Annotated in this window: 17 protein-coding genes; 12 read left to right on the plus strand and 5 right to left on the minus strand. The window is 40.1% G+C overall.

Going from position 1 to position 14,158, the window contains the following annotated elements; genetic code table 11:
• The first annotated feature begins 15 nt into the window (after positions 1-15).
• Entirely contained in the window at positions 16-735 is a 720-nt protein-coding gene (locus HMPREF2732_RS01740; protein WP_070590529.1) for a DUF554 domain-containing protein, read from the plus strand.
• A 20-nt stretch (positions 736-755) separates the two neighbouring features.
• On the opposite strand, the gene mutM is transcribed toward HMPREF2732_RS01740, so the two are convergent.
• The 4 genes from mutM to radC all read right to left on the minus strand — a co-directional run bounded on the left by mutM (position 756) and on the right by radC (position 2,946).
• Complete coding sequence (mutM, locus tag HMPREF2732_RS01745) at positions 756-1,571, minus strand: DNA-formamidopyrimidine glycosylase (protein ID WP_070590532.1); 816 nt, start codon at positions 1,569-1,571, stop codon at positions 756-758.
• A gap of 72 nt (positions 1,572-1,643) precedes the next feature.
• Positions 1,644-1,814 (minus strand): 50S ribosomal protein L33, encoded by a 171-nt coding sequence (gene rpmG, locus HMPREF2732_RS01750; protein WP_005613503.1) that lies wholly within the window; start codon positions 1,812-1,814, stop codon positions 1,644-1,646.
• Positions 1,815-1,825: 11 nt separating this feature from the next.
• Positions 1,826-2,062 carry a 50S ribosomal protein L28 gene (rpmB, locus tag HMPREF2732_RS01755; RefSeq protein WP_005599762.1) on the minus strand — a complete coding sequence of 79 codons (237 nt, stop codon included), beginning with the start codon at positions 2,060-2,062 and terminating at the stop codon, positions 1,826-1,828.
• A gap of 218 nt (positions 2,063-2,280) precedes the next feature.
• Positions 2,281-2,946 carry a RadC family protein gene (gene radC / locus HMPREF2732_RS01760; protein WP_070590535.1) on the minus strand — a complete coding sequence of 222 codons (666 nt, stop codon included), beginning with the start codon at positions 2,944-2,946 and terminating at the stop codon, positions 2,281-2,283.
• Between the two features lie 202 nt (positions 2,947-3,148).
• Between radC and coaBC the strand changes: the two genes are divergently transcribed.
• The 5 genes from coaBC to crp all read left to right on the plus strand — a co-directional run bounded on the left by coaBC (position 3,149) and on the right by crp (position 6,462).
• Positions 3,149-4,351 carry a bifunctional phosphopantothenoylcysteine decarboxylase/phosphopantothenate--cysteine ligase CoaBC gene (gene coaBC / locus HMPREF2732_RS01765; protein ID WP_070590539.1) on the plus strand — a complete coding sequence of 401 codons (1,203 nt, stop codon included), beginning with the start codon at positions 3,149-3,151 and terminating at the stop codon, positions 4,349-4,351.
• 73 nt (positions 4,352-4,424) lie between these two features.
• On the plus strand, positions 4,425-4,880 hold the full coding sequence (dut, locus tag HMPREF2732_RS01770; protein ID WP_070590543.1) for a dUTP diphosphatase: 456 nt from the start codon (positions 4,425-4,427) through the stop codon (positions 4,878-4,880).
• 3 nt (positions 4,881-4,883) lie between these two features.
• On the plus strand, positions 4,884-5,537 hold the full coding sequence (gene slmA / locus HMPREF2732_RS01775; protein WP_005698358.1) for a nucleoid occlusion factor SlmA: 654 nt from the start codon (positions 4,884-4,886) through the stop codon (positions 5,535-5,537).
• A 21-nt stretch (positions 5,538-5,558) separates the two neighbouring features.
• Positions 5,559-5,777 carry a YheU family protein gene (locus HMPREF2732_RS01780; protein ID WP_005695554.1) on the plus strand — a complete coding sequence of 73 codons (219 nt, stop codon included), beginning with the start codon at positions 5,559-5,561 and terminating at the stop codon, positions 5,775-5,777.
• A 16-nt stretch (positions 5,778-5,793) separates the two neighbouring features.
• Positions 5,794-6,462, plus strand: a complete 669-nt coding sequence (gene crp, locus HMPREF2732_RS01785) for a cAMP-activated global transcriptional regulator CRP (protein ID WP_014064026.1) — start codon at positions 5,794-5,796, stop codon at positions 6,460-6,462.
• Positions 6,463-6,970: 508 nt separating this feature from the next.
• On the opposite strand, the gene nagE is transcribed toward crp, so the two are convergent.
• Positions 6,971-8,437, minus strand: a complete 1,467-nt coding sequence (gene nagE / locus HMPREF2732_RS01790) for an N-acetylglucosamine-specific PTS transporter subunit IIBC (protein ID WP_014064025.1) — start codon at positions 8,435-8,437, stop codon at positions 6,971-6,973.
• Positions 8,438-8,665: 228 nt separating this feature from the next.
• On the opposite strand from nagE, the gene HMPREF2732_RS01795 reads away from it, so the two are divergent.
• The 6 genes from HMPREF2732_RS01795 to nagA all read left to right on the plus strand — a co-directional run bounded on the left by HMPREF2732_RS01795 (position 8,666) and on the right by nagA (position 14,130).
• A complete protein-coding gene (locus HMPREF2732_RS01795) occupies positions 8,666-9,355 on the plus strand; it encodes an N-acetylmannosamine-6-phosphate 2-epimerase (RefSeq protein WP_070590546.1) in 690 nt (229 codons plus the stop codon).
• An 11-nt stretch (positions 9,356-9,366) separates the two neighbouring features.
• Positions 9,367-10,305 carry an N-acetylmannosamine kinase gene (locus HMPREF2732_RS01800; RefSeq protein ID WP_070590548.1) on the plus strand — a complete coding sequence of 313 codons (939 nt, stop codon included), beginning with the start codon at positions 9,367-9,369 and terminating at the stop codon, positions 10,303-10,305.
• A complete protein-coding gene (locus HMPREF2732_RS01805) occupies positions 10,298-11,164 on the plus strand; it encodes a MurR/RpiR family transcriptional regulator (protein WP_005698439.1) in 867 nt (288 codons plus the stop codon). Before HMPREF2732_RS01800 ends, HMPREF2732_RS01805 begins: the two co-directional genes overlap by 8 nt.
• 9 nt (positions 11,165-11,173) lie before the next feature.
• Entirely contained in the window at positions 11,174-12,052 is an 879-nt protein-coding gene (nanA, locus tag HMPREF2732_RS01810) for an N-acetylneuraminate lyase (RefSeq protein WP_049367080.1), read from the plus strand.
• Positions 12,053-12,144: 92 nt separating this feature from the next.
• Entirely contained in the window at positions 12,145-12,948 is an 804-nt protein-coding gene (gene nagB, locus HMPREF2732_RS01815) for a glucosamine-6-phosphate deaminase (RefSeq protein ID WP_049363069.1), read from the plus strand.
• A 36-nt stretch (positions 12,949-12,984) separates the two neighbouring features.
• Positions 12,985-14,130 (plus strand): N-acetylglucosamine-6-phosphate deacetylase, encoded by a 1,146-nt coding sequence (gene nagA / locus HMPREF2732_RS01820; protein WP_070590552.1) that lies wholly within the window; start codon positions 12,985-12,987, stop codon positions 14,128-14,130.
• Positions 14,131-14,158: the final 28 nt, after the last annotated feature.

The following is a 14,158-nucleotide window of genomic DNA, read 5'->3' on the forward strand; positions in this document are numbered from 1 at the left end:
AACTCGGAGAAGAATATGATTATCGGACCTTATATCAACGCACTGGCGATTATCGGTGGTGCAGTTATCGGTGCGGCGCTCGGTGGACGCATTCCAGAACGTTTACGCACTAATTTAACCTTGATCTTTGGTCTGTGTTCTATGGGCATGGGCATTGTGATGGTAGCGAAAACGACCAATATGCCCGCAATGATTTTATCGGTGTTATTAGGGACGATAATTGGGGAATTGCTTTTATTAGAGCACGGAATTAATAAGCTAGCCTCATCAGCGAAAGGCCTTGTTGAAAAGATGTTCCCTGATACACCAAGTAGCATGCATAACCAAGAAGAGTTTTTGTCTAAATTTGTTGCGATTGTGGTTTTGTTTTCATTTAGTGGAACGGGAATTTTCGGGGCGATGAATGAGGGGATGACGGGGAATTTTGATATTCTTATTGTGAAATCCTTTCTAGATTTCTTCACGGCGATGATCTTTGCTACATCGCTTGGCATTTCTGTAGCGAGTATTTTTGTGCCACAAACATTAGTTCAAGTGATTTTAGCTTATTCTGCGGTGTTTATTATTCCTTTCGTGACACCTGAAATGCGAGGTGATTTTGCTGCGGTAGGCGGTATGCTAATGATAGCGGCAGGCTTTCGCATTTGTAATATCCAAATGTTCCATGTGGCGAATATGCTGCCGGCTCTTTTCCTTGCCATGCCAATTTCTCATTTCTGGAGTACCTTTTTCTAAAAAATAGGCGTGTATAACGCCTATTTCTTTTTCTGACAATAAGGACAATAAAAGCTGTTGCGTTGCCCAATAATCATGCTTTCAATTTTAGTGCCACATTTGGGACAAGGTTTGTCTTTGTTTCCATAAACCAACAATTTCTGCGCAAAATAACCAGGGCGACCATCGGGTTGTAAGAAATCTTTTAATGTTGTACCGCCTTGTATAATAGCTTTTGCTAATATATCTTTAATTGTTTCAACGAGTAAGGCGCATTGGTTTCGCGTGAGATTTTCAGCTAATTTCATCGGATGCAAACCACATAAAAAGAGCGTTTCATTAGCATAAATATTTCCTACGCCCACAACGACAGCATTATCCATTAAAAAGGTTTTAAGTGCGGTCGATTTCTTGCGTGATTTTTTAAAAAGGTATTCGGCGTTAAATTCATCTGAAAGCGGTTCAGGACCAAGTTTTAGGAAAAGATGAAAGTCATCTAAGCTTTCCGTCCATAACCATGCACCGAAGCGTCTCGGGTCGTTATAACGCAGTAATTTGCCATTATTCATTACAATATCAAGGTGATCGTGTTTATCAATAGGACTATCGTGCGGCACAATTCGAACAGAGCCAGACATGCCTAAATGGCCAATGATATAACCTTTTTCAGTATGAATAATGAGGTATTTCGCACGGCGAGAAGTATCTAAAATTTTGACGTTTTTGAGCGTTGTTAATTCAGGAGAGACAACCCAGCGTAATTGTGGTTGACGCACTACAATTTTTTCAATGGTAAAACCTTTTAAATAGGGACTGACACCGCGTAGGGCTGTTTCGACTTCAGGAAGTTCAGGCATAGATAATCTCGGTAATGAATTTGTGATATAAAAAAACCCGAACAATGTCGGGCTTTTTTCAAATCAGCAAAATTATTTGATTTTTGCTTCTTTATAGATAACGTGTTTACGCACTACTGGATCAAATTTTTTGATTTCCATTTTTTCAGGCATATTACGTTTGTTTTTATCAGTTGTGTAGAAGTGACCAGTCTCTGCTGTAGAAACTAAACGGATTTTCTCACGAGCGCCTTTAGCTGCCATGTTTTAGCTCCTTAGATTTTTTCGCCACGAGCACGGATTTCAGCTAACACTGCATCAATGCCTTTTTTATCGATAATACGCATACCTTTCGCAGTTAAACGTAAGGTCACGAAACGGTTTTCACTTTCAACCCAGAAACGGTGAGTGTGAAGGTTTGGAAGAAAACGACGACGTGTCGCATTCAACGCGTGTGAGCGGTTGTTACCCACAGCTGGACGCTTGCCTGTTACTTGACAAACTCTAGACATAATAATCTCCAATAATTTAAATATAAGCTCGAGCTTATGGTTCGGATAATGAAGCTTAAAACTAAGCTTGCTTCCTCGTCAGGTCGCAGTATCCGACCCACTTACTATATTAAAGGTCGCAAATTATACTGACTTTATTTTCATTTCTCAAGTCCAAAAGCGATTTTTCCGTCTTTAAATGGAAATGAACGATAAAAAAATCATCAAATTCCCTAAAACTATAACAGATTATGTTCTGCAAAAGAATAACAAGTCCCTTTGCCGACAATAAAATGATCTAAAATGCGAATATCCATTAACTCAGCGGCTTCAATAATTTTTTGTGTAATCAGTTTGTCGGAATAACTGGGTTCTGCGATACCAGAAGGATGATTATGAGCCAAAATTAAAGCGGCTGCATTGCAGTAAAGGCTTTCTTTGATGATTTCTCGTGGATAAACATTCGTTACATTAATTGTGCCTAAAAATAACCGCTCTTTTTTAATCAAACGATGTTGATTATCTAGAAATAACACCATAAAAATTTCACGTTCTTCGTGGTGAAGCTCCGCTTGAAGATAAAGCTTTACCGTAGATGTGTCGCTAAATACATGCTCTATCAGTAATTCTTGCTTCAGATAGCGTTTTGTCATTTCTGTGGTGGCTTGCAGTTGAATAAACTGAGTAATGCCTAATCCTTTTACTTTGCAAAAGGCTTCTTTATCTGCGCTTAATAAGGTTCGAAGAGAGCCAAAATGTTGCAGCACGTGATGTGATAACTCCATGACTGGGCAGCCTTTAATCCCGGTGCGTAAGAAAATAGCGAGTAATTCGTGATCTTCTAAGGCTTCAACGCCATATTTCAACAGTTTTTCACGAGGCATTAAGGGGGCGTTTGTCTGCATATTAATTAATGAAAAGAAAAAAGTGCGGTCAATTTTCAGGATGTTTTCAATCTTGGCGAGAAATCAGTTTTATTTTTGGAACGGCGATCGTAAAAATAAAATTTTTTATTGGTGAAATTTGAAGTAAAATAGGCGACCTTAAGTTGTTAAGTACTAACACACAAAAACATATCCATTCTATTAAGTCGTAGCGGAGTAGCAGATGAGCTTGAGCGGAAAGCGTATTGTTGTCGGGATTACAGGGGGCATTGCCGCCTATAAAACCATTGAGTTTATTCGTTTATTACGCAAATCTAACGCAGAAGTTCGAGTGGCTTTAACGCCCGCTGCCGCTGAATTTGTCACACCTTTAACGCTACAAGCCATTTCGGGCAATGCGGTTTCTCAATCTTTACTTGATCCTCAAGCTGAATTAGCTATGGGGCATATTGAGCTGGCCAAATGGGCTGATGCGATTGTGATTGCGCCAGCTAGCGCCGATTTTATTGCGCGTTTAACCGTTGGAATGGCAAATGATTTACTTAGCACGATTTGTCTCGCGACAAGTGCCCCTATTTTGCTCGCACCGGCTATGAATCAGCAAATGTACCGCCAGGCGATTACACAACAAAATTTGACCGCTCTTTCTGCGCGAGGCATTTATTTTGTGGGGCCAAATAGCGGTTTTCAGGCTTGTGGTGATGTGGGCGCGGGCAGAATGTCTGAGCCCGCTGAAATTTTTGCGTCGCTTCAATCACTCTTTACCGTTCAACAAGATTTAGCTGATTTAAGTGTCACCATTACGGCAGGCCCAACGCGTGAGGCTATCGATCCTGTTCGTTATATTTCTAATCACAGCTCAGGTAAAATGGGCTTTGCAATTGCCGAGGCCTTTGCAAAACGTGGGGCAAATGTCACCTTAATTGCCGGCCCGGTTAATCTGGCTACACCGAAAAATGTTCATCGTATTGATGTAACAACCGCCCATGAAATGTGGCAAGCCTCCCTTGAAAGTGCGGTCAAAAATCGCATCTTTATTGGCTGTGCTGCTGTGGCTGATTATCGAGTGGCGGACGTTGCTGATCAAAAAATTAAGAAAACCAATGATAACGATGAGCTTTCTCTTAAATTGGTGAAAAATCCAGACATTATCGCGAGTGTGGCAAGTTTAGAAAAAGATCGTCCATTTGTTGTGGGCTTTGCAGCTGAAACGCAAAATGTCGCTGAGTATGCGAAGAGCAAACTTCAACGCAAAAATTTAGATATGATTTGTGCCAATGATGTATCGGGTGGGCAAGTATTCGGACAAGATCAAAATGCTTTGCAGATCTTTTGGAAAACAGGCGAAAAAGCGTTGCCGTTAACTGATAAAAATAAATTGGCAGAAGTGTTGGTCACTGAAATTGTTGCGCATTATCACAAATAAAATAGGCTCAAAATTTGTTAGATTTTGTGACCGCACTTTTGTATGACAGATTTCTTTTAAAGGATAAATAAGCATGAAAAAAATTGATGTAAAAATTTTAGATAGCCGTATTGGCAACGAATTTCCTTTACCAACCTATGCAACCGAAGGTTCAGCTGGTTTGGATTTACGTGCATTACTTGAAGAAGGCATTGAAATTCAACCAGGCGAAACTAAACTTATTCCAACAGGCCTTTCAATTTATATTGCCGATCCGAACCTTGCAGCAGTGATTTTGCCTCGTTCTGGTTTAGGTCATAAACATGGTATCGTATTAGGTAACTTAGTGGGCTTAATTGATTCAGATTATCAAGGTCCATTAATGGTGTCTGTATGGAATCGTGGTCATGAACCGGTCAAAATTGAAGTTGGTGACCGTATTGCGCAATTAGTCTTTGTGCCAGTCGTACAAGCAGAATTCAATATTGTCAGCGAATTTACCGAAACTGAACGCGGTGAGGGCGGTTTTGGTCATTCAGGTAAAAAATAAACTATGGTAGAACAATTATCTCTCGTTGAAGTTGATGAGATTGCGGCGGAAATCAAACCGCCAAAAATCGAAAAACGCACGGTAAAAGAACGTCGTCAACAAGTGTTGACGGTACTTACGCATATGCTACATTCTGAACGTGGAATGGAGCGTATGACAACAGCGCGTTTAGCGGAAGAAGTGGGGGTGTCAGAGGCGGCACTTTATCGTTACTTCCCGAGTAAAACTAAAATGTTTGAAGCGTTGATCGATAATATTGAAGCGAATTTATTTAGCCGTATCACCACATCGATTCGTAACGAAACCAATACGATGAATCGAGTGCGCGACATTATGCAGATGATCCTTGACTTTGCGCGTAAAAACCCAGGTTTGACACGTATTTTAACCGGACATGCATTGATGTTTGAAGAACCTCTTTTACAGGCTCGTGTTGCGCAATTTTTCGATCGCCTTGAAATGCAATTTGTGAATATTTTACAAATGCGAAAATTACGCGAAGGGCGGGGTTTTAATGTCGATGAACGTATTATTGCAGGGCATTTAGTGACGCTTTGTGAAGGGCAGTTTATGCGTTATGTCCGCACAAACTTCCGTTTAGGTGCAAATCAAAGTTTTGAACAGCAATGGCGTTTTCTTGAACCGCTTTTTGCTTAATTGACTTTAGTTGATAAATATATGATTATTCCGTGGCAAGAATTGCCAACCGAAACCTTAGAAAATATTGTGGAAAGTGTGGTACTTAGAGAAGGTACTGATTATGGTTCACACGAATTTTCTTTAGAACAAAAAAAACAACACCTACTAAACAAGATTCACAATGGAAGTGCAGTGATTGTTTGGTCAGAATTACATGAATCCATTGATATAAAAGATAAAATGGAATTTCTAAAATGAATCAATAGGAGCTTATATGTCAGAAGATGTAGAATTACTTGAAGAACAAAAGTTACAAGACGATGATCAGCAACGCGATCCTGCTCTGGATTGGTTCCTAACCCACTGTCATTTACATAAATATCCGGCAAAATCGACCTTAATCCACGCAGGGGAAGATGCCAATATTTTATATTTCTTAATTAAAGGAACGGTGATGGTTTCATCGAAAGATGATGAAGGCAAAGAGATGATTTTATCTTATTTAGGTGCTGGACAATTTTTTGGTGAAGCGGGTTTATTTGACGAAGGTTCGAAACGTTCTGCTTGGGTAAAAACGAAAACCCCTTGTGAAATTGCAGAAATTTCCTATAAAAAATATCGTCAGCTTATTCAAATTAATCCTGAGATTTTAATGTTCCTTACTTCTCAGTTATCAAAACGCTTGCAAAATACATCTCGACAAGTGACTAACCTGGCCTTTTTGGATGTGGCGGGGCGTATTGCTCAGGCGCTTATGCATCTAGCAAAACAACCTGAAGCCATGACTCATCCGGATGGCATGCAGATTAAAATTACTCGTCAGGAAATTGGTCAAATGGTGGGCTGTTCACGTGAAACCGTAGGGCGAATAATTAAGATGCTGGAAGATCAAAATTTAATTCATGCCCACGGTAAAACCATTGTGGTTTACGGCACTCGATAGTAAAAATAACCGTCTTTAATAAGACGGTTATTTTGTTTTTGTTACATTGATGTGATAGTTGAAATGCCTTTGTTAATTTTTATACGAAAAACGAAAAAATACTTCTTTTAGTGCAATATCTTAATTGACAAAATAGTGGAAGACTTCTATCATACCACTGCCTTCCAATGTAGTTTCTTTGGAAGTCAGGATTGGTCTCCTGAATATATAAGTGGCTTTTAAAAGATTCTTAATCTTTTAATTTTATATCGCAGACTGGAACCCCAGAGATGCTTTAAATCTATGGTGGGCTAGGTAGAAATCCCGCAGGGATGCGATGCAGTAAGCCACTTGCTGTTAAGACCAATTCTGCTTAGTTCCACCACCCTTCAAAACAATCTTCAACTTTCAAACATTCATTAACTCACTTTAAACGGAAAATTCTCAGCTAAAGTGCGGTCATTTTTTACTTTATTTTTGGCAAAAAAATACCGACCCATTTCTGAGTCGGCATTTCATTTGGTGTGTGTTATTTCACTTTTTGTTTCATGGCTTCTGCCACAAGTTCAGCTTCAGGGCCAAGAACCACTTGTAAGCCATCGTTACCAATTTTCACGATACCTTTTGCGCCAAGAGACTTAAGCTGTTCTTCATTAATTTTGTGTTGATCGACTAAGCTTAAACGTAAGCGAGTGATACAAGCATCAATATTTTTGAAGTTATCAGCACCACCTAAAGCATCAATAAATTTGACCGCTCTTTCTTCACGAGATTGGCTCGCTGCTGGTTGTGCTGCAGTGGTTTCCTCTGCTTCTTCTGTACGACCTAATGTTTTTAAGTTGAAAGCTTTAATTGCAAAACGGAATACTGCATAGTAAATCACGAAGAATACTAAGCCTTGTACGATTAGCATATACCATTCAACGGCTAACGGGTTGCGTGATGAAAGTACCATATCCACGAGACCCGCACTGAAACCGAAGCCTGCGATCCAATGCATTGTCGCCGCGATAAAGACAGAAATACCGGTTAATACTGCGTGGATGAAGTAAAGCACTGGTGCAACAAACATGAAAGAGAATTCTAATGGTTCAGTGATACCAGTGAAGAATGAGGCAAATGCACCTGCAAGCATGATTGATGCCACTTTAGTTCTTTGACTTGGTTTAGCGCTGAGATAAATCGCTAATGCTGCACCCGGTAAACCGAACATCATAACAGGGAAGAAACCAGCTTGGTACATACCGGTTACTCCAACCGTTGCAGTGCCTTCAGCAAGTGATTTTGCACCACCCAAGAAGTTTGGAATATCATTGATGCCTGCTACGTCAAACCAGAATACTGAGTTCAATGCATGGTGTAAGCCAACAGGAATGAGTAAACGGTTGAAGAAACCGTAAAGACCTGCACCAACAGCACCTAAGTCTTTAATGCTTTCACCGAATGACACTAAACCGCCGAAAATATATGGCCAGATGTAAAGCAATACGAAGCTGATGAACATCATGACAAAAGAAACGACGATTGGCACAAGGCGTTTTCCGCTAAAGAAGGAAAGCGCTTTTGGCAATTCTACTTGATAGAAGCGGTTATAAAGTTCAGCCGAAATCACGCCGATCAAAATCCCAATAAATTGGTTATTGATTTTCCCGAAGGCGGCTGGCACTTCACTTACATCGATATGTTGTAACTGAGCAACACTACCAGGTGAAAGTAGAGTTGTTACCACATAGTAACCCACTAAACCTGAAAGTGCAGCAGAACCATGTTTGTCCTTAGATAAACCGAAAGCAACGCCAACGGCAAAAAGCAGGCCCATGTTATCGATGATAGCACCGCCCGATTTAATTAAAAATGCAGCAAGTTGACTGTTAGCTCCCCAGCCATCTGGGTCAAGCCAATAACCAATACCCATCAGTACAGCTGCTGCTGGTAAGACCGCAACAGGTACCATTAAGGCTTGCCCAATTTTTTGCGCATAACCTAACACATTCATTTTTTTCTCCTATTTATAAGTAATGAAGTATTACTTCATATTCTAAAGTAAAAAAAAATATTTTGTACAAATGTGGTAACTTTATCTCAAAATTGAGAAGCCGATCACAATTTTTGAAATTGTACTTCAAAAAATATTTTTTTATGGTGCAAGTTTTACTGCGTTTTACTATAATGGTTAGAAAGCCAAAAAGGAAACCAAGTGTTACTGTCTAATGTAGGAGTTTATATGTCGAAATTATCACATAATGAAGTCTTAGATAAAATCAAATTTGGTCTTATTGCTTCTTGTCAGCCTGTCGATGATGGCCCGATGGATAAACCAGAAATCGTGGCTGCCATGGCACAGGCTTCTGTCGCTGGTGGTGCCGCCGGATTGCGTATCGAGGGCATAGAAAATCTTAAAGCAACACGCCCTACCGTGAATGTACCAATTATTGGTATTGTGAAACGTGATTTACCTGACAGCCCTGTACGAATTACCCCGTTTTTGCATGATATTGAAGATTTAGCGAAAGCCGGTGCAGACATTATCGCCGTGGATGGGACAAATCGCCCTAGACCGGTAGATATTGAAAGTGCGGTCAAAAAAATCCACGAATTAGGCTGTTTAGCCATGGCTGATTGTTCGAATTTAGAAGAAGGCTTGTACTGTCAAAAACTCGGTTTTGATATTGTGGGCAGTACGATGTCTGGCTACACAGGTGGCACGGTGCCGGAAGAACCTGATTATCAATTAGTTAAAGATTTGAAAGCGGCAGGCTGCCGAGTCATGGCGGAAGGACGTTATAACACCCCTGAGTTGGCGAAAACGGCAATTGAAATTGGTGCTTATTGTGTGACCGTAGGTTCTGCATTAACTCGCTTAGAGCATATCGTAAGTTGGTTTACCGAAGCCATTCATTCAGCGAAAAAATAAAGGAAGAAGATATGTCATTAACAGTGGATAGTGGTCAGACATTACAGCGTTGTTTGGCATTAGATATTGGTGGCACGAAAATCGCTTCTGCTATAGTGAAAAATGGTGAAATTCAACAGCGAAAACAGATTTCTACGCCACAAGATGATGCTGCGCAAGCGATGCATCAAACCCTTGCTCAGTTGGTAAAAGAATATGAAGGGCAGTTTGATTATGTCGCCGTTGCTTCAACGGGCATTATTAATCAAGGCATTCTGACCGCACTTAATCCTAAAAACCTGGGTGGATTAGCCCAATTCCCATTAAAAGACAGCATTGCACAGCATACTGATAAACCGATTGGTTTACTTAATGATGTGCAAGCGGCAGCCTATGCAGAGTATCAACTACAAAATCCTAATGATGTTCAAAACTTTACCTTTATTACTGTTTCCACAGGCGTAGGGGGCGGTTTAATTTTAAATCATCGTTTACTTACTGAGCCAAACGGTATTGCGGGGCATATAGGCCATACTTTGGCCGATCCTAATGGTCCCATTTGCGGTTGTGGTCGCCGTGGCTGCGTCGAAGCCATTGCATCAGGTCGCGCGATTGAAGCGGTTTCTTCTCAATGGGATGATCCTTGTGATCCAAAAGAAGTCTTTGTGCGTTTCCGCCAAAATGATGAAAAAGCAACCGCACTTGTGACTCGTTCAGCACAAGCCATTGCAAATTTAATTGCGGATTTGAAGATTGGATTAGACATGCAAAAAGTCGTGGTTGGCGGTAGCGTAGGATTGGCAGAAGGCTATTTACCGTTAGTTCAATCTTTATTAAGTGAACTTCCCGCTGTTTATCACTGCGAATTAGAAAGCGCTCAATTTGGACAAGATGCAGGCTTGATTGGCGCGGCTTACTGGGTAAAAGATTGCTTATTACAAGCAAAAAATACGGGAGTGGTTTATGGCTAAAAACGGCAATATTTTAAATACCATTAGCTCGTTGTATCGTAGTTTAACGAAGACTGAAAAGAAAATTGCGGATGCGATTTTATTAAATCCCGATCTTGCGGTGCAAGCTCCTTTAGCTGAAATTGCCGCCCATTTAGAAGTGGGGGAGGCGACCTTTGTGCGTTTTTGCCGTACTCTCGGCTTTAAAGGCTTCAGTGATTTTAAATTGGAATTATCCATCGAGCTTGCCACAAAAGATGGCAAAGATAACACCGTATTAGATTCAGATATTACCGATTCTGACAACTCATTGAATATTGCACATAAACTGAAATCTGCCATCAATAACGTGATGGATGAAACCATTAATTTATTAGATTTTGAGCAGTTGGAAGAAGCAGTAAAAGCCATTCAGCAAGCAAATCGAGTCTTTTTATTTGGTGTGGGTACATCAGGTATTACCGCGGAAGATGCCAAAAATAAATTGATGCGTATCGGTGTGCAAGTAGATGCCACGGGTAACAACCATTTTATGTATATGCAGGCATCGTTATTGACGAAAAAAGATGTGGCAATTGGTTTGAGCCATTCCGGTTATTCTCAAGAAACCACTCATACCATGAAAATTGCCAAAGAAAACGGTGCCAAAACCATTGCGATTACGCACAGTTTGCGTTCACCCATCACAGAATATGCCGATCTTGTTTTAGTAAATGGGAATAAGCAAGGCAAGTTGCAAGGCGACTCTATCGGCACGAAGATTGCCCAATTATTCGTATTAGATTTGATTTACGCTTTATTAGTACAGGCATCACAGGAAAGTGCAGTCAAAATAAAGCAAAAAACATTAAATGTCATTTTAGAACAACGTATCAAATAGGAGAGAAAAATGCGTAACTTAAAAGGTATTTTTAGTGCGTTATTAGTATCATTCAATGAAGATGGCTCTATCAATGAAAAAGGTTTGCGTGAAATCATTCGCTATAACATTGATAAGATGAAAATTGATGGTTTATATGTAGGCGGTTCAACAGGTGAAAACTTCATGCTTTCTACGGAAGAGAAAAAACAAATTTTCCGTATCGCGAAAGATGAAGCAAAAGACCAAGTCGCGCTAATCGCACAAGTGGGTAGTGTGAACTTACATGAAGCAGTGGAATTAGGTAAATATGCAACCGAATTAGGCTATGACAGTCTTTCTGCAGTAACCCCGTTCTACTATAAATTCAGCTTCCCTGAAATCAAACATTACTATGACACTATCATTGCTGAAACAGGCAATAACATGATCGTGTACTCAATTCCGTTCTTAACAGGCGTGAATATGGGGATTGAGCAATTCGGCGAACTTTATAAAAACCCGAAAGTGCTAGGTGTGAAATTTACCGCTGGGGATTTCTATCTATTAGAACGCTTGAAAAAAGCTTATCCAAACCACCTCATTTGGGCTGGTTTTGATGAAATGATGGTACCGGCAGTATCTCTTGGTGTAGATGGTGCGATCGGTAGTACATTCAACGTAAATGGTGTGCGTGCAAGACAAATCTTTGAATTAACCAAACAAGGTAAATTGGCTGATGCGCTTCAAGTTCAACACGTGACCAATGACCTTATCGAAGGCATTTTAGCGAATGGCTTATATCTCACTATCAAAGAGCTATTGAAACTAGAGGGTGTGGACGCAGGTTATTGCCGTGAGCCAATGACAGCGAAAGCAACACCAGAGCAATTAGCGAAAGCGAAAGAGTTAAAAGCAAAATATTTATAAATTAATGGAAAAGTGACCGCACTTACTTCTTTCCTCTCTCTTCAATGGAGGGAGGAAAGAATGTCGGTGTGTCACTGATAAGGAAGATTATTATGCGTCTCATTCCTCTGAACAATGAACAACAAGTCAGCCGTTGGGCGGCGCGTCATATTGCTGATCGAATTAATCATTTTAAACCTACAGCAGAACGTCCTTTTGTATTAGGTTTACCAACAGGCAGCACACCACTTAAGACCTATCAAGAATTGATTAAATTAAATCAAGCGGGAGAAGTGAGTTTTAAACATGTGGTGACCTTTAATATGGATGAATATGTGGGTTTGCCAAAAGAACATCCAGAAAGCTATCACAGTTTTATGCATAATAATTTCTTCAATCATATTGATATTCAACCGCAAAATATCAATATTTTGAATGGTAACACAGCTGACCATGATGAAGAATGTCGTCGTTATGAAGAAAAAATTAAATCTTACGGCAAAATTCATTTATTTATGGGCGGCGTAGGCGTAGATGGTCATATTGCTTTTAACGAACCGGCTTCTTCTTTAAGTTCGCGTACCCGTATTAAAACCTTAACGCCTGATACCATTATCGCGAATTCTCGTTTCTTTAATAACGATGTAAATCAAGTACCAAAATATGCTTTAACAATCGGTGTAGGAACATTACTTGATGCAGAAGAAGTAATGATTTTAGCAACAGGCCATAATAAAGCCTTAGCCGTGCAAGCTGCAGTTGAGGGCAGTATTAATCACCTTTGGACAGTGAGTGCTTTACAGCTTCATCGCCATTTCGTTTTGGTATGTGATGAGCCTGCATTGCAAGAATTGAAAGTCAAAACAGTGAAATATTTTACTGAATTGGAAGGACGCGCGATTCATAGTGTGTTATAAGTGCGGTTAATTTTAATTTGATTTTAGGAAGGTATGATGAAGTATGCATTAATTAATAGCGTAATCTACACCAAAAATGAGGTGTTAAGAGATTATGCAGTGGTTATTGAAGGGGAATATATTCAATCTGTTATTCCACAAAGCGAATTAGAAAGTGGGATTAAAACCATTGATTTAAAAGGGCATAATCTTACAGCAGGCTTTATTGATTTGCAATTAAATGGCTGTGGTGGCGTGATGTTTAACGATCAAACAAGCGTAGAAACATTAGAAATCATGCAAGCCACGAACTTGAAATCAGGCTGCACCAGTTTCTTACCAACGTTTATTACTGCACCGGATGAAGATATCAAATACGCAATAAATATCATGCGTGAGTATTTGAATAAGCATAAAAATCAAGCGCTTGGCTTACACATCGAAGGCCCTTATTTAAGTCTTGAGAAAAAAGGCGTGCATCGCCCGGAATATATCCGTGAAGCGACGCCAGAGATGAAAGATTTCTTATGTGATAATGCGGATGTTATTACCAAGCTTACCATTGCCGCTGAAAATCCAACGGTGCAATATATTCCGGATTTTGTAAAAGCAGGCATTATTGTGTCTATTGGGCACTCTAATGCGACTTATGAAGTAGCGAAAGCCGCTTTTCATAAAGGTGCGACTTTTGCGACTCACTTACACAATGCCATGTCGCCAATCAGTTCAGGACGTGCAATGGGCGTAGTTGGTGCGGTATTAGACTCCGATGTTTACACGGGCATTATTGTAGATGGCGTGCATGTGAATTTTGGTAACGTTCGTTTAGATAAAAAAGCGAAAGGCGACAAACTTTGTATTGTGACCGATTCTATTGCTGCTGCAGGTGCACCACCTGAATTGGAAACCTTCACTTTTGTAGGAAAACCGATTTATGTGAAAGACGGTCGTTGCTACGACGCAAATGGTACGATTGCAGGCGCATCAATTACCATGATGGAATCCATCAAGAATGCCGTGGAATATGTGGAAATTCCATTAGCAGAAGCAATTCGTATGAGTAATCTTTACCCAGCAAGAGCGATTGACGTAGATGATCGTTTAGGCTCTGTTGAAGCTGGTAAGGTAGCAAACTTAGCGGTATTTACAAAAGATTATGACGTGATTGGTACTGTGCTGAACGGCGAATGGAAACCAAACTAAAGTGCGGTCAAAAATAGTATTGTTTTAA

This window comes from Haemophilus sp. HMSC061E01 (assembly GCF_001810345.1).
Taxonomy (GTDB): Bacteria; Pseudomonadota; Gammaproteobacteria; order Enterobacterales; family Pasteurellaceae; genus Haemophilus_D.

Bases quoted from the DNA above. Each gene is read 5' to 3' on its own strand.
- HMPREF2732_RS01740 (WP_070590529.1), top strand. From the start codon at position 16: ATGATTATCGGACCTTATATCAACGCACTGGCGATTATCGGTGGTGCA.
- mutM (WP_070590532.1), bottom strand. From the start codon at position 1,571: ATGCCTGAACTTCCTGAAGTCGAAACAGCCCTACGCGGTGTCAGTCCC.
- rpmG (WP_005613503.1), bottom strand. From the start codon at position 1,814: ATGGCAGCTAAAGGCGCTCGTGAGAAAATCCGTTTAGTTTCTACAGCA.
- rpmB (WP_005599762.1), bottom strand. From the start codon at position 2,062: ATGTCTAGAGTTTGTCAAGTAACAGGCAAGCGTCCAGCTGTGGGTAAC.
- radC (WP_070590535.1), bottom strand. From the start codon at position 2,946: ATGCAGACAAACGCCCCCTTAATGCCTCGTGAAAAACTGTTGAAATAT.
- coaBC (WP_070590539.1), top strand. From the start codon at position 3,149: ATGAGCTTGAGCGGAAAGCGTATTGTTGTCGGGATTACAGGGGGCATT.
- dut (WP_070590543.1), top strand. From the start codon at position 4,425: ATGAAAAAAATTGATGTAAAAATTTTAGATAGCCGTATTGGCAACGAA.
- slmA (WP_005698358.1), top strand. From the start codon at position 4,884: ATGGTAGAACAATTATCTCTCGTTGAAGTTGATGAGATTGCGGCGGAA.
- HMPREF2732_RS01780 (WP_005695554.1), top strand. From the start codon at position 5,559: ATGATTATTCCGTGGCAAGAATTGCCAACCGAAACCTTAGAAAATATT.
- crp (WP_014064026.1), top strand. From the start codon at position 5,794: ATGTCAGAAGATGTAGAATTACTTGAAGAACAAAAGTTACAAGACGAT.
- nagE (WP_014064025.1), bottom strand. From the start codon at position 8,437: ATGAATGTGTTAGGTTATGCGCAAAAAATTGGGCAAGCCTTAATGGTA.
- HMPREF2732_RS01795 (WP_070590546.1), top strand. From the start codon at position 8,666: ATGTCGAAATTATCACATAATGAAGTCTTAGATAAAATCAAATTTGGT.
- HMPREF2732_RS01800 (WP_070590548.1), top strand. From the start codon at position 9,367: ATGTCATTAACAGTGGATAGTGGTCAGACATTACAGCGTTGTTTGGCA.
- HMPREF2732_RS01805 (WP_005698439.1), top strand. From the start codon at position 10,298: ATGGCTAAAAACGGCAATATTTTAAATACCATTAGCTCGTTGTATCGT.
- nanA (WP_049367080.1), top strand. From the start codon at position 11,174: ATGCGTAACTTAAAAGGTATTTTTAGTGCGTTATTAGTATCATTCAAT.
- nagB (WP_049363069.1), top strand. From the start codon at position 12,145: ATGCGTCTCATTCCTCTGAACAATGAACAACAAGTCAGCCGTTGGGCG.
- nagA (WP_070590552.1), top strand. From the start codon at position 12,985: ATGAAGTATGCATTAATTAATAGCGTAATCTACACCAAAAATGAGGTG.